Origin of the sequence: Flavobacterium weaverense (assembly GCF_003688495.1) — a bacterium.
Taxonomy (GTDB): domain Bacteria; phylum Bacteroidota; class Bacteroidia; order Flavobacteriales; family Flavobacteriaceae; genus Flavobacterium; species Flavobacterium weaverense.
Map to the genome: position 1 here is coordinate 652,849 of NZ_REFH01000008.1, position 15,182 is coordinate 668,030.

Consider the following 15,182-nt stretch of genomic DNA (forward strand, 5'->3'; position numbering starts at 1 on the left):
TTATTACTAATTTAACAAATTTATTGTAACGAATGCTGTATTTTTATGTCCTACTTATTAAAATCTAAAACTATGTATAAAATAATTTTCACATTAGCAGTAATTGTTTTTTCTGCTGTCGAAATTCAAGCTCAGGAATTTCAAGGAATGGCAGTTTACGAATCTAAAACTAGTGCTTCGGATTTTAGTAAAAGAATGGAGGGAAATAAGAATGTGACTCCAGATATGCAAAAAATGATTGAGGATAGAATGAAGAAAATGTTCGAAAAGACATTCATTCTTAATTTTGATAAATCAGCTTCTATCTACAAAGAAGAGGAAAAGTTAGAAGCGGGTGCACAAAGTGGTGCAGGAATGAGAATGATAATGTCAATGACTGGTGGCGGCGGAACTTTCTATAAAAATGTCAAAGATAAATCTTACACGGTTGATAAAGAGTTTATGGGCAAAGAGTTTTTAGTAAAAGATTCATTACCTAATCTTCAATGGAAAATGGAAGGCGAAACAAGAATCATTGGCGGTTATAATTGTTTCAAAGCGACAGCTGTTCGTGAGGCAAGTAAAACTGACTTTAGAAATTTCACACCTAAAAAAGAGGATGCAAATGCAAAACCCGCAGACGCGACAAAGAAAACAAGTCTTTTAGAAGAATTAGACATGCCAAAAGAAACAGTAATTACTGCTTGGTACACTCCAGAGATTCCTGTGAATCAAGGTCCAGAGAATTATTGGGGTTTGCCAGGATTGATTTTGGAGGTAAACGACGGTAAGACTGTTATTCTCTGTTCAAAAGTAATTCTAAATCCAAAAGTAAAAACGGTTATAAAAGCTTCAACGAAAGGAAAAGTAGTTACGCAGAAAGAATTTGATGATACGGTTTTTAAAAAGATGGAAGAATTTAGAGATATGAATCAAGGTCGAGGAAACGGCGGGTTTAGAATAGGTGGTTAAGAAGCATCATCTATATTTCTAAATATTAAATAATTCATTCCTAAGTTTCATAAATGAAAACAGCAATACTTCTATTTATATCATTATTAATTACCTCGATTTCGTTTTCACAATCGATTAAATTGGAGGGCTTAATCACTGATTCGAATGCAAATGGTTTAGAAATGGCTAATGTAATGGCAGTCAATAAAGTCACAAAAGCCATGGATTCATATGCCATTACAAATGATAAAGGTAAGTTTCTTCTCAATTTGAAGCCAAATACAGCATATAGCTTAAAAATTAGTTATTTAGGGATGCAAAATAAAGAATTAGATTTTATTACTGCTGCCGAAAATATAAATAAGAATATTGCTCTTGAAGAAGGTGGAATTGAACTTGAGGGTGTCGAAATTGTTCGTGAAATGCCAGTTTCAATAAAAGGAGATACTATTGTTTATAATGCCGATTCCTTCAAATCTGGAACCGAAAGAAAGCTAGAAGATATTCTAAAAAAGTTACCTGGAGTTGAGGTAAATGCAGACGGTGAAATAGAAGTAGAAGGAAAAAGAGTTACTAAATTGATGGTGGAAGGAAAGGACTTCTTTGACGGTGATACTAAGTTAGGGGTAAAAAACATTCCGGCTGATGCTATTGACAAAATTCAAGTTTTAAGGAATTATAGCGAAGTAGGAGCGTTGAAAGGAGTTGAGAATAATCAAGACAACCTAGCCATGAATATCAAACTAAAGTCGGGAAATAAAAATTTCTGGTTTGGTGATGTTACCGCAGGCGTAGGTGTAGCTCAAAAAGTAAGTCGCTATTTAATCAATCCAAAGCTATTTTATTACAGTCCAAAATATAGTATCAATGTTTTAAGTAATTTTAATAATATTGGGGAATTGCCTTTGACGGTTCAAGATTATTTTAAATTCACTGGTGGTTTTAGAGGTGTTGCACAAAAGGGCGGCTCAAGTTTTAATGTGTCTTCAAATGATTTAGGGATTTCTCTTTTAAGAAATAATCGTGCTAAAGACATTGAAACAAAATTTGGAGCTACTAACTTCTCTTATAATGTTAATAAAGCGTGGTCGCTGAGCGGTTTTGGGATACTTTCATCAGCACTAACAGAGTTGGAAACCAAATCACAAACCAATATTTTACAGCCTAATTCTTCTAATGTTTTATCCACTGAAAATCGGGAGGAGATCGTAAATCAAAAAAGCAATTTAGGTTTATTCAAATTAAGCTCTACTTACAAACCTAATGCTCGTTTTCAATTTGATTACGATGTTTTAACTAAGTTATCTAAACAAGATGAAAATAATTCATTGTTAAGAGAATCTGTTGTAAATGGTAATTCTGCCATTGAAAATATTAGTACCGTAAAAAAGCAAGACCCAATTTCAGTCAATCAAAACTTGAGTTTGTATTATACGAAAAGTGATAAAAGTATTTTTGCATTCGAAATGCAGCATTTGTATCAAGATGAAAATCCTTTTTATAATGCCAATTTAAAATCGCAGCCCTTCAACTTGACTGATTATATTTCAGGTCAAAATAGAAATGATATCAATCAAAATCGTTTTGTAAAAACGAACAAAATTGATGCTAAATTAGATTACTACTATATGCTTACTAATAAAAGTAATATAAATGTAACCCTTGGAAACACCTATTCTAATCAAAATTTTAATTCTAGGATTTATCAAATCTTAGACAATCAAAACAGAAATGATTTAAATGATAATTCTAATAAAAATGATGTAAATTATAACTTCAATGATAGTTTTATAGGCTTGTATTACAAAATTTTGACAGGTAAATTTACTTTTACTCCTGGAGTTAGCTTGCATAGTTACAACATGAGTAATGAGCAATTAGGCACTAGCAACAGTCAAAATTTCTTTAGAGCCTTACCAGATTTTTTGGCTATTTACCAAATAAAAAAGGCAGAGACATTAACTTATAACTTTTCTTATACGAATACGTTTACCGATATTAATCAGTTAACTGAAGGATATGTATTCTCAAATTACAACAGTTTGACTAAAGGAAATCGCTTGTTAGAAAATGCAACTTCTCAGGTTCACTCGCTGCGTTATTTTAAATATAACATGTTTAATTTCGAAAACATTACAGCATTTGCTACTTATTCGAAGAGAATAGATGCTATAAAAACTAGAGCTATTTTTAACGGAGTGAGCCAAACATCGTCTCCTTTCAATTCTGATTTTGCTGATGAGACGATTCTTGGTAATGGTTCATATGGAAGGTCATTTTTAAAGAATTACAAAGCATCAGTAAGCGCTAATTTGAATTGGTCTAAGTTTAATAATATTCAAAACAACCAGTTATCATCAAAAGAAAGTTTCACTCAGAGTTATACTTTTAAAGCTTCTACGAATTATAAAAACATGCCTAATATCGAATTAGGATACAATCTTGTTAAAAACGATTACAATAACAGTGCTTTTTACACGGAAAGACCTTTTGCTAAACTAGATTATTTCTTTTTAAAAAGTTTTTCATTTGTAACTGAATACGAGTTCTTCCATTATTACAACAATAGTAAAAGTGTAAATAATGAATATGATTTCTTAACGGCAAGTCTAATCTATCAAAAGAAAGGTGGAAAGATGGAATATAAAGTTAGTGGAACAAACTTATTAAATACTACTTCTTTGAACGATGATAACTTTAGTCAATTTGCAACAAGAACATCGCAATATACCGTTCAGCCTAGATATGTACTGTTTTCTTTGAAATACAACATATAATTGCTGCCGTAATACTTTTTTTACTTTAAATACGTTTATTTATTAGATTAATACTACTTTTGCACCATAAATTCCGAAGTAGGAGAAATAACATTATTTTTAACTTAAAATTTTTATTATGAAAAAAATCGCTCTTTTATTAGCTGTATTCGCTTTTAGTTTTGCAAATGCTCAAGCTCCTTTGGAAGAAGGAGGAATTCAATTAAACGCTGGAGTTGGAACATCTGGATGGGGAACACCTGTTTATGTAGGTCTTGATTTTGGTATTGCTAAAAACTGGACTTTAGGTGGAGAATTATCTTACCAGTCTTACAATCAAACTTATGCGTCTACAAGAATAAAAAGTTCTATTTTAGGAGTTCAAGCAAATGGAAATTACCATTTTAATGAAGTATTAAATATTCCTAGTGAATGGGATTTTTACGCTGGAGCTAATTTAAATTATTACAGCTGGAATACAAAATCGAATGGTAATTCATTCAATTACGATGATGAAGATAACTTTGGTTTAGGATTACAAGTTGGTGGTCGTTATTTCTTTAGTGATAATTTTGGTTTAAACCTTCAAGTAGGTGGTGGTAATGTTGTAAGTGGTGCAAAAATCGGAATCACTTATAAGTTTTAATTACAAACTTAAATACGATATAAAAGCCGTCATTTCTTAATTGAAATGGCGGCTTTTTCATTTTATATAATTGACGAATGATTGGCGGATAAATTGTTTGTTTTTGATTTCGATCCAAAAAAAAACCGCAATCCAAATGGAGTGCGGTTCTATTAAAATATCTAAGCGAATTTATTTTTCCTTTCTTCGAAAAAATCAAAAGTAAAAATTATAATTATAGACCGAAGGCAGCTTTAATTTTATCTACGAAATCTAATTTTTCCCAAGTAAATAATTCAACAGTAACTGTCTTTGTTAAACCACCAGGAGCAGAAAACGTTTTTGTAACTGTTTCTGGTGTGCGGCCCATGTGACCGTAAGCAGCAGTTTCACTATAGATTGGATTTCTTAATTTTAATCTTTGCTCAATAAAGTAAGGACGCATATCAAATATAGCCTCTACTTTCTTAGCAATTTCACCGTTAGTTAGGTCAACTTTTGAAGTTCCATAAGTATCTATAAAAATACCCATTGGTTTAGCCACACCAATTGCGTAAGAAACTTGTACTAAAATCTCATCAGCAATACCAGCAGCCACTAAGTTTTTAGCGATATGACGTGTAGCATAAGCTGCACTTCTATCCACTTTACTTGGATCTTTTCCTGAAAATGCACCACCACCGTGAGCACCTTTTCCTCCATAAGTATCAACAATAATTTTTCTGCCTGTAAGTCCAGTATCTCCGTGTGGTCCACCTATTACAAATTTCCCTGTTGGATTAATATGATACTGAATTTTGTCATTAAATAAATGAGCGTGAGCTGGGTTTTTTGCTATAATTCTAGGAATTAATATTTCAACGATATCTTTTTTAATTTTAGCAAGCATTGTAGCTTCTTCGTCAAAATCATCATGTTGCGTAGAAATTACAATAGCATCAATACGAGTAGGTTTGTTATCGTCGCTATATTCTAAAGTCACTTGTGATTTTGCATCAGGACGCAAATAAGTGATTTCATTATTTTCACGTCTTAGTATAGCTAATTCTTGCAATAATTTGTGAGATAAATCTAGTGCCAATGGCATGTAATTATCTGTTTCATTAGTTGCATAACCAAACATCATTCCTTGATCACCTGCACCTTGCTCTTCAGGATTTGCTCTGTCTACACCTTGATTAATATCAGCAGATTGCTCATGAATAGCTGAAAGAATACCGCATGAGTTAGCTTCAAACATGTATTCGCTTTTTGTGTAACCAATTTTTCTGATTACTTCACGAGCTATATGTTGTACGTCTAAATAAGTATTTGATTTTACTTCGCCAGCCAAAATAACTTGACCAGTAGTTACAAGAGTTTCGCAAGCTACTTTTGAATCAGCATCAAATGCTAAAAAGTTATCGATTAGTGCGTCTGAAATTTGATCTGCAATTTTGTCTGGATGTCCTTCGCTTACAGATTCTGACGTAAATAAATAGGCCATAATATTATTATTTTAAATTAAACGAGAAAAAATAATTGCTGAAAAGGACTAAAGGAGAGTTTCTGCTTTAGCATTTTTTCTACTGAAAATTTTTCAGCATCCACAATGAATTGGTTTCATTATGAAGAGGTTGCAATCAGTTCAAATTTTTCCTCTGTATTCGAGTGCAAATGTATGAAACCATTTTGAATTGTAAATTATACTTTTGTTTTTTTAATTTAATTTAAGAAAGTTTAACAAATCCTACTAATTCTATAGGGATATTATTTTTTTACATTTTTATTTGGTTAATTCAAAAATAGGTTGCAGATTTGCAGTATTAAATATTAAAAATATGAATTTAATTGCGATCAATATGTGTTTTATGATGCCGGAGTATTCCGCAGAGTGCACTATTGTATAATTTTAAATTTTAAAATATATAATTACAACCTCTGCCAAAAGCAGGGGTTTTTTTTTGGAAATAAGATTAATGACAGCTTAAAACTGGAACTGCTTTAAAAATTTAAAATCAATTATTTAAAATCAACTATTAATAAAAATACCAACTACACTATTAAAATCTAAAAATTATGAGCACACAAAAATTTGAAACAAATGCATTACACGCAGGACATGACGTAACAAAAACAGCAGGAACAAGAGCAGTTCCTATTTATCAAACAAGTTCTTACGTATTTAATAACTCGGAGCACGCAGCGAAAGTTTTCGGTCTAGAAGAGCCAGGATTTATATACACGAGATTAAATAATCCAACTAACGATATTCTTGAACAGCGATTAGCAGTTTTAGAAGGTGGAATTGGAGCAGTGGTTACAGCTTCAGGAACTGCAGCAATTACTACTGCCTTACTAGTATTGCTGAAAGCTGGCGATCACATTGTAGCATCCAACAGTTTATACGGAGGAACGTTTAATTTATTTAATGTCACTCTTCCACGTTTAGGTATTACAACCACTTTTGTAGATCCATCTGATACTGAAAATTTTAAAAATGCAGTTCAAGAAAATACCAGAGCATTTTTTGTAGAATCTTTGGGTAATCCAAAGTTAGACGTCCTCGATTTGAAAGCCATTTCTGATGAAGCTAAAGCGGCGAAGGTTCCTTTTATAGTGGACAATACTGTCGCTTCTCCTTATTTATTGAATCCAATTCACCATGGTGCTGATATTGTGATTCACTCATTAACAAAATATATCACAGGAAATGGAACTTCATTAGGTGGAGTGATCATTGATGCAGGAAACTTTGATTGGACTAATGGTAAATTTCCTGAATTCACAGAGCCTTCTGCTGGTTACCATGGTTTAGTGTATCACGAGGCTTTAGGTAGAGCGGCTTTTATAGCCAAGGTGAGAATTGAAGGCTTGCGAGATTTTGGAGCAGCCTTAAGCCCTTTTAATGCTTTTCAAATAATTCAAGGTTTAGAAACTTTGCCAATTAGGATTCAAAGACATAGCGAAAATGCTTTGGCTTTAGCCGAATGGTTAGAAAGTCACGAAGAGGTTGCTTGGGTAAATTACCCTGGATTGAAGTCTAGTAAGTATTATGATTTAGGGCAGAAATATTTACCTAAAGGTCAAAGTGGAGTAGTAACTTTTGGTTTAAAAGGTGGCTTTGAAGCAGCTAAAAAAGTAGCGGATGAAACTAAATTATTCTCGCTTCTAGCTAACATAGGCGATACAAAATCTTTAATAATACATCCGGCAAGTACAACGCACCAACAATTATCAGCAACGGAGCAAATCGCTGCGGGAGTTCCAAATGACTTAATTAGATTGTCTGTTGGTTTAGAAGATATTCAAGATCTAATTCAAGACTTAAAAGAAGTATTTGAAAATATAAAACAGGCTCAGCTAGTTTAAAGAGAAACCTATTTATCTTTGAATGTTTAGATTTTAAATGAAAGACTTCTGTAAATTCAGAAGTCTTTTTTTATATGATTGATGAGTTATATAAGAGAAAATATTTGACTTGAGAACATCGAAATATAATTCCCTACGTAAGCAATAAAAATTGGTAAGAAATTATATAAGTTTTAAAATTAATTGTGTAACCTTTTTAGCAAAAGATTAAACTAAATTTGCTGAATAAGAAAAAAGAGCCAGTAACTATTTTGTTAACTTCTCTTTTTGAAGATTGAGTAATGCGGGTATTTATAAATAATTAAACTAAAATTTTATTATGGAATCAAAAGAATTATTGGTTACAATGGAAAATTCGACCAAAGTGAATAATAGAATTGGAGATCACAAATGGGATAAATATCTAGATGATTATTTTAACTATTTTAAAGAATACAAAAAGCACTACAATAAATCAATTGAAGGAAATAGTAAGTCACTATCAATATATCCTTATATGCAGCAAAAATGGGAGTCTCTGAAAAGAAGAATCAGTAGAGCGCATAAGTATAATCGCTTAAATGATAAACAAATTGAAAGGCTGATTGTTATGAAAATTAAGGAATATTAATTTAAAGTTATTAATCAGTTAAATCAGTCAATCACATTAGGAGAATGCGAAAATAATTTCGATATTTGAGTAAATAAAAAATAAACATGGAATTTAAAATTAGTAATACGTTTATGGTCGGTCAGGATAAATCCTGAGGGTAGTTTATTGCGTAATTTTAAATTGAAATTATAATAAATAAGCTTCCCAGTTAACGGGAGGCTTTTTTTATAAATAGTCGTATAACATTTTTTTAAAAGAATATAGTCAAAACAGATGAATAGATTAAAAAATCATTTTAGTAGCAAGCTAGCAGTCACAAAAACAATTTGTGTCATTACGATGCTGCGTATGAATGTCTGTTAAATCCAAAATTGAAAGTTTAAAGCATAGCTTAAAACCCTTTTGGATATAAATCTAAAAGGGTTTTTGCTTTTAGAAGTAAATGAAATAAGTAAAAAAACGAATATTATAAACCTAACAACTAATTAATTATGAGTGCCACTAAGTACGTAGCAAAAACATTTCAGTTATTAAAAAATCTTAATTTCAGAAATAAAAGAAAGAAGAGTAATGACTTTATAAATGAGCTAATCGATTCAAGATTCGGAGTTTCAATAAATGATAATTTAGCACAAACAAAGGTGCCAAATTCATTGCTTTTTTTAATGTATTCAAAAGAGAATGAAACTTTATTTATTTAAAAAACGGGAATTTAATTTCCTCCATTTTAAAGTAGAAAAAACGTGCACTGCTTATTCAAATTAGAGATTGTAAAATCTATCGTTATATTTATTTTGCGAGAATAGGCAGTGTACTTTTCATTTTTAAAATGTACAAATTAGGAATCAAAAGAGTCAAAAGTTTGGTTTTTAAAAATAATTACAGTTAATTTGCTGCTTTAAGTTCACACTTGTATTGAAATGTTATAAAGAAAGGCAGAGGGATTAGACCCGATGAAGCCTTAGCAACCCTTCGATTTATCGAAGAAGGTGCTGCATTCTACCTCGAACTGAAATTATTTCAGTTACTTGGAAAGATAACACTAAGAATTCGTCTAGACACCTAACATCTAGCTTTCTTTCTAATATTTCCAGACACAAATCAAAAATCATTAAAGATTTGAAATTGGAAAATAAACCTTCATTAATTACATTACAAGATTTCACCACGCATAATGGTGCTTTCTATGCTACACTTAACTTAAGTTATCAGGTTTTTGGTGCTGCTTTGCACACCGCTCCTATAATTTTAATCAATCATGCTTTAACTGGAAACTCACAGGTAATAGGAGAATCTGGTTGGTGGAATGAAATAGTAGGAGTTGATAAAACAATCGATACTAGAAAATATACAATCATCGCTTTTGATGTTCCAGGTAATGGTTTTAATTCAGCTACAATCGAGAATTATAGAGATTTTATTGCCAGAGATATTGCTAAAATTTTTCTGGAAGGACTTCGTGTATTAAAAGTTGATCAACTTTTTGCGCTTATCGGTGGATCTGTAGGAGGAGGAATAGGTTGGGAAATTTTGGCCTTAAAGCCAAAACTAACACAAAACTTTATTCCCATTGCGACCGATTGGAAAGCTACTGATTGGTTGATTGCTAACTGTTACTTGCAAGAGCAAATATTAAACAATTCCAAGAAACCTATAGAAGACGCGCGCATTCACGCAATGTTGTGCTACCGAACTCCTGAATCTTTTAAAGAAAAATTTAATAGAGATATCAATTTACAACTTGAAACCTTTCAAGTAGAGAGTTGGCTGAATTATCACGGAGAAAAATTGGAGAAAAGATTTCAGTTAGCTGCGTACAAGATGATGAATCAACTATTAAAAACGATTGATATCACTCGGAATCGAGAATCTTTAGAATCACTGATTTCTAAAGTCGATGCAAATATTTATATCGTAGGAATCAATTCTGATTTATTTTTTACGGCAAAGGAGAATAAGGAAACATACAACGATATTAAAAAATTTAAAAACAATGTATTCTACAGTGAGATTGACTCGCAGCATGGACACGATGCTTTCTTGATGGAATACGAACAATTAGACAATTTATTAGAAGTAGTCTTCAAAAATAAAAAACAAATGAAAATATTAAAATTTGGTGGAAAATCTTTAGCAAACGGTGAAGGGATTAATACGGTTCTAAATATTATTGAAAGTAAAATAAAGCAAGAAGAAAAAGTCGCAGTTGTTGTATCAGCAAGAGGAAAAGCTACTGATGAGCTAGATGATATTTTAACCATCGCTGTAAAAAATGGTAATTACAAACCACTTCTTGAGAGTTTTAAAAAATATCAAAAAGATGGATTTGAATCAATTGATTTTTCTGTTGAATTTGAAAAATTAGATAAGCTTTTTGAAGGGGTAAGTTTAATAGGCGATTACAGCACTAAAATTCAAGATCAAATTTTGGCACAAGGAGAAGTACTTTCAGCTAAATTACTTGTGTTTTTATTAAACGAGAGAGGTATTTATGCAAAATTTGCCGATACCCGTGAATTGATAGTGACAGACTCGAATTTTGGTGATGCTCAACCTATAGAAGCTGCTTCGAAAAAGAATATCATCCAGATTTTTAAAGAAAATGAAGATGCCGTTTTAGTAATTACAGGTTTTATTGGTGCAAATGCAAAACAGGAGACCACTACTTTAGGTAGAAATGGAAGTAATTACACTGCTTCACTAATAGCAAACTTTATCAATGCTGAGGAACTCCAGAATTTCACGCATGTTGATGGAATATATACTGCAAATCCAGATTTAGTTCTAGATGCTAAGAAAATAGATCACCTAACTTTTAATGAAGCTAATGAGTTGGCTAATTTCGGAGCAACAATTTTACATGCTAAGACTATCATTCCTTTATTAGAAAAAAATATTCCGCTTCGTATTTTAAATACGTTTAATCACGAAAATAAAGGAACATTGATAACTGCTAATGCTGCAGGAGCTGGTATAAAAACACTTTCTGTATTAGAAAATGTAGCTTTAGTGAATCTTGAAGGAAGAGGGTTATTAGGAAAAACAGGTGTAGATGCTCGTATTTTTAAAGTAATGGGTGATAATGACATTAGTGTAAGTATCATTTCTCAAGGTTCGTCAGAAAGAGGAATTGGATTGGTAGTTGCAGCTGATAAAGCCACTAAGGCTATGATCGAATTAGAAAAGGAATTTGAAAATGATTTCTATTCTAAAGATGTGAATAAAATTACTGTAGTCGATAATGTCTCGGTAATTTCTATAATAGGCCAAGATTTAAGTACGTTCCATAAGCCCTATACTGCTTTAATTAAAAACAAAATAATTCCAATACTTTTTAACAACACTGTTACGGGTAAAAACGTCAGTTTAGTAGTTAAGAAAACAGAACTTTATAAAGCTTTAAATGTTATTCATGGCGAGATTTTTGGAGTTTCAAAGAAAATAAATATTGCTATTTTTGGTCATGGTTTGGTAGGAGGAACTTTAATTAATCAAATTTTAGAGTCTGCTGAAGCAATTGATAAACGGAAACATATTAAACTAAATGTTTTTGCTATTGCCAATTCTAAAAAAATTCTTCTAGACAAAAATGGTGTTTCTCTAGAGTGGAAAAATCAAATTCAAGATCAAGGAATTCCGTATACGATGGAAGACGTTATTGCTTATGCAAATGAACATCATTTAGAAAATTTGATTGCAATCGATAATACAGCAAGTGCTGCATTTGTCGAAAATTATATTCCGCTTGTAGAAAGCAGCTTTGATTTAATTTCGTCGAATAAAGTAGCAAACACTTTAAGCTATGGTTTTTATAAAGATCTAAGAAGTTCACTAGCCGAAAACCAGAAAAATTATTTATATGAAACTAACGTAGGTGCTGGATTACCTTTGATTGATACAATAAAATTATTACACCTATCAGGTGAAAATATCACTAAAATTAAAGGTGTATTTAGTGGAACGTTAAGCTATTTATTTAATAATTTCTCTGCAAAAGATGCTCCATTTAGTGAAATTTTAAAAGAAGCAATTGACAACGGTTACACGGAGCCAGATCCAAGAGAAGATTTATGCGGTAATGACGTGGGAAGAAAATTGTTGATTTTAGCAAGAGAATTAGATTTGCAAAATGAATTTGAAGAAATTAAAATCCAAAATCTTATTCCAGAACATTTACGTGAAGGTGATGTTGCTGATTTTTTAACAAAACTCAAGGAATTTGATCCTATTTATAATAAAATAAAAGCGGACCAAAAACCGAATCATGTTCTAAGATATATAGGCGAATTGTCTGGAGATTTGCAGCATGATAAAGGAATACTGGAAGTGAAATTAGTTTCAGTTCCTTCAGATACTACATTAGGAGGATTGAAAGGTTCTGATTCTTTCTTCGAAATTTACACAGAGTCTTATGGAGATAGACCAATTTTAATTCAAGGAGCGGGTGCTGGATCAGCGGTGACAGCGAGAGGAGTATTTGGAGATATTTTGAGATTATCAGATAAAGGATAAAATCCCCTAACCCCCGAAGGGGGGAATAAAGAAAATATAAATAAGTATAAAAGGGACATACCTCCGGTCTTGGCTCCCTCCCTTTCGGGGAGGGTTGGGGAGGGGATATTATGAAAGTAACATTAAATAGAGTAAACGACAATTTTCATTTCGAATTAAAAAACGAACGTGGACATATAGTAAACGTAGACAGCCGTCCAGAATTTGGAGGCAATGATATGGGGCCAAGTCCCATGGAATTGATATTAATGGGAGTAGCTGGATGTAGCGCCATAGATATGATTTCGATTCTAAAAAAGCAACGTCAAGAAATTACTTCGTTCAAAGCTGAGGTTGATGGCGAAAGAGTCCAACTAGGAGAGGCAAAGCCTTTTAAAGATATTCACGTTGTTTTTTACTTAGAAGGCGAAATTAATCCTGAAAAAGCAGCGAGAGCCGCACAACTTTCTTTCGAGAAATATTGCTCGGTTTCAAAAACTTTAGAACCAACAGCTACTGTTCACTACAAAGTGGTTTTAAATGGAATCCCCCTAACCCCCGATGGAGAATCAAACAACTTATAAATAATTGCTGATTTTTAAATAATAACACTCTATTCTCGGCTCCCTCTCCCCCGCGGCGGAAGGGCTGAGGTAGGGATAATACAACTTATATGAACGAAGAAGAATTTGGATTTGAAACCCAAGCGATCCGCAATCAAATAGAAAGAACACAATATTTAGAGCATTCAGTGCCTTTATACTTAACTTCTAGTTTTGTTTTTGAAGATGCAGAAGATATGCGAGCATCATTCGCAGAAGAAAAGGATAGAAATATCTACAGCCGATACAGTAATCCAAATACCAACGAATTTGTAAATAAAATTTGTAAAATGGAAGGGGCTGAGGCCGGTTATGCCTTTGCTTCTGGTATGGCAGCGGTATATTCTACTTTAGGAGCTTTGTTAAAATCTGGTGATCACATCGTGTCAGCAGGAAGCGTTTTTGGAGCTACTCATTCTCTTTTTATGAAATACTTCCCGAAATGGAATATTGAAACTTCGTATTTTGATATCAACAAACCAGAAACTATTGAAAGTTTCATAAAGCCCAATACAAAAATACTTTTCGCAGAGTCGCCGACTAATCCCGCAATTGATATTATTGATTTGGAGTTACTAGGAGACATAGCTAAAAAGCACAATTTGATTTTAATAATTGATAATTGCTTTGCTACACCTTACATTCAACAGCCTATAAAATGGGGAGCGCATTTAGTCGTTCACTCCGCAACTAAGCTAATTGATGGTCAAGGACGAGTTTTGGGAGGAGTAACTGTAGGAAATGTTGATTTGATTAAAGAAATATATTTATTTTCTAGACTCACAGGGCCATCTTTATCACCATTTAATGCTTGGGTACTTTCAAAAAGTTTAGAAACATTAGCAGTTCGAGTAGAAAAACACTGCGAAAACGCACTTAAGGTGGCAGAGTTTTTAGAAAGTCATCCTAATGTCAACCAGGTAAAATATCCTTTTTTAAAGTCTCACGCGCAATACGAAATTGCCAAAAAACAAATGAGTTTAGGTGGAAACATTGTAGCATTTGAAATCAAAGGAGGTCTTGAGGCTGGAAGAGCATTTTTAGATAAAATTAAATTATGTTCATTATCACCTAATTTAGGAGATACGCGAACAATTGTAACGCATCCTGCTTCAACAACGCACAGTAAATTATCAGTTGAAGAACGTCTAGCTGTAAGTATCACAGATGGCTTAGTTCGTGTTTCTGTAGGGTTAGAAACTGTAAAAGATGTGATTGCTGATTTAGAGCAGGCGCTTGCGTAAGATTTTAGATTTGTGATTAACGATTTTTGATTGTAGATTTGGTGTTGGTGCCAAAAATTAAAAAATACGATACTAATTTTTAAAGATCTAAAATCGTTAATCCTCAATCAACAATAGTTAAAAATGCTTTCAAAAAAAACAAAATACGGAATAAAAGCAATGACTTTTTTGGCTCGTCAGGAGAACAACACTCCTATTCAAATTGCTGAAATAGCAAAAAGCGAAAACATTTCATTAAAGTTTTTAGAAAGTATTTTGTTATTACTTCGCCATTCGGGATTCTTAGGTGCTAAAAAAGGTAAAGGCGGTGGTTATTATCTAATCAAAGATCCCAAAGATATCAATATGGCTCACGTCTACCGAATTTTAGAAGGACCCATAGCACTTTTGCCTTGCGCAAGTCACAATTTCTATGAAAAGTGTGATGATTGTAAAGATGAGGTGGCATGTGCTGTTCGCAAACTAATGATTGAAGTTCGTGATAATACGTTACAGATATTGGAAAGTAACACACTCGCTGATATCGCCTTTTAATTCATTATTTCAGTAATATTTATTTGGGCGTGTCCCGCAGTTTACTTCGTCGTT

The 15,182-nt window shown here is 32.4% G+C and carries 10 protein-coding genes and 1 riboswitch; of the genes, 9 read left to right on the forward strand and 1 reads right to left on the reverse strand.

Features of this window, described 5'->3' with window-relative positions:
* The first annotated feature begins 72 nt into the window (after positions 1–72).
* From BC961_RS06485 to BC961_RS06495, 3 genes are all read left to right on the forward strand, one after another.
* Positions 73–951, forward strand: coding sequence for a GLPGLI family protein (locus BC961_RS06485; RefSeq protein WP_121925030.1), 879 nt, complete (start codon positions 73–75; stop codon positions 949–951).
* 53 nt (positions 952–1,004) lie between these two features.
* Positions 1,005–3,710 carry a carboxypeptidase-like regulatory domain-containing protein gene (locus tag BC961_RS06490; RefSeq protein WP_121925031.1) on the forward strand — a complete coding sequence of 902 codons (2,706 nt, stop codon included), beginning with the start codon at positions 1,005–1,007 and terminating at the stop codon, positions 3,708–3,710.
* Between the two features lie 118 nt (positions 3,711–3,828).
* Positions 3,829–4,335, forward strand: coding sequence for an outer membrane beta-barrel protein (locus BC961_RS06495; RefSeq protein WP_121925032.1), 507 nt, complete (start codon positions 3,829–3,831; stop codon positions 4,333–4,335).
* 214 nt (positions 4,336–4,549) lie between these two features.
* Here BC961_RS06495 and metK read toward each other — a convergent pair whose 3' ends face one another.
* A complete protein-coding gene (metK, locus tag BC961_RS06505) occupies positions 4,550–5,800 on the reverse strand; it encodes a methionine adenosyltransferase (protein ID WP_121925034.1) in 1,251 nt (416 codons plus the stop codon).
* Between the two features lie 572 nt (positions 5,801–6,372).
* Between metK and BC961_RS06510 the strand changes: the two genes are divergently transcribed.
* The 6 genes from BC961_RS06510 to BC961_RS06540 all read left to right on the forward strand — a co-directional run bounded on the left by BC961_RS06510 (position 6,373) and on the right by BC961_RS06540 (position 15,128).
* On the forward strand, positions 6,373–7,665 hold the full coding sequence (locus tag BC961_RS06510) for an O-acetylhomoserine aminocarboxypropyltransferase/cysteine synthase family protein (RefSeq protein WP_121925035.1): 1,293 nt from the start codon (positions 6,373–6,375) through the stop codon (positions 7,663–7,665).
* Positions 7,666–7,984: 319 nt separating this feature from the next.
* Positions 7,985–8,275 (forward strand): hypothetical protein, encoded by a 291-nt coding sequence (locus BC961_RS06515; RefSeq protein WP_121925036.1) that lies wholly within the window; start codon positions 7,985–7,987, stop codon positions 8,273–8,275.
* A gap of 902 nt (positions 8,276–9,177) precedes the next feature.
* A riboswitch (SAM riboswitch) is annotated at positions 9,178–9,300 on the forward strand.
* Positions 9,301–9,382: 82 nt separating this feature from the next.
* Positions 9,383–12,769, forward strand: a complete 3,387-nt coding sequence (gene thrA / locus BC961_RS06525) for a bifunctional aspartate kinase/homoserine dehydrogenase I (protein ID WP_121925038.1) — start codon at positions 9,383–9,385, stop codon at positions 12,767–12,769.
* Positions 12,770–12,879: 110 nt separating this feature from the next.
* Positions 12,880–13,332 (forward strand): OsmC family protein, encoded by a 453-nt coding sequence (locus BC961_RS06530; protein ID WP_121925039.1) that lies wholly within the window; start codon positions 12,880–12,882, stop codon positions 13,330–13,332.
* Positions 13,333–13,421: 89 nt separating this feature from the next.
* The gene (locus BC961_RS06535; protein ID WP_121925040.1) at positions 13,422–14,594 is read left to right on the forward strand and encodes a trans-sulfuration enzyme family protein; all 1,173 of its coding nucleotides are present in this window, start codon (positions 13,422–13,424) and stop codon (positions 14,592–14,594) included.
* 123 nt (positions 14,595–14,717) lie between these two features.
* Positions 14,718–15,128: an RrF2 family transcriptional regulator gene (locus BC961_RS06540; protein ID WP_121925041.1), complete on the forward strand. Its 411-nt coding sequence runs from the start codon at positions 14,718–14,720 to the stop codon at positions 15,126–15,128.
* Positions 15,129–15,182 lie beyond the last annotated feature (54 nt).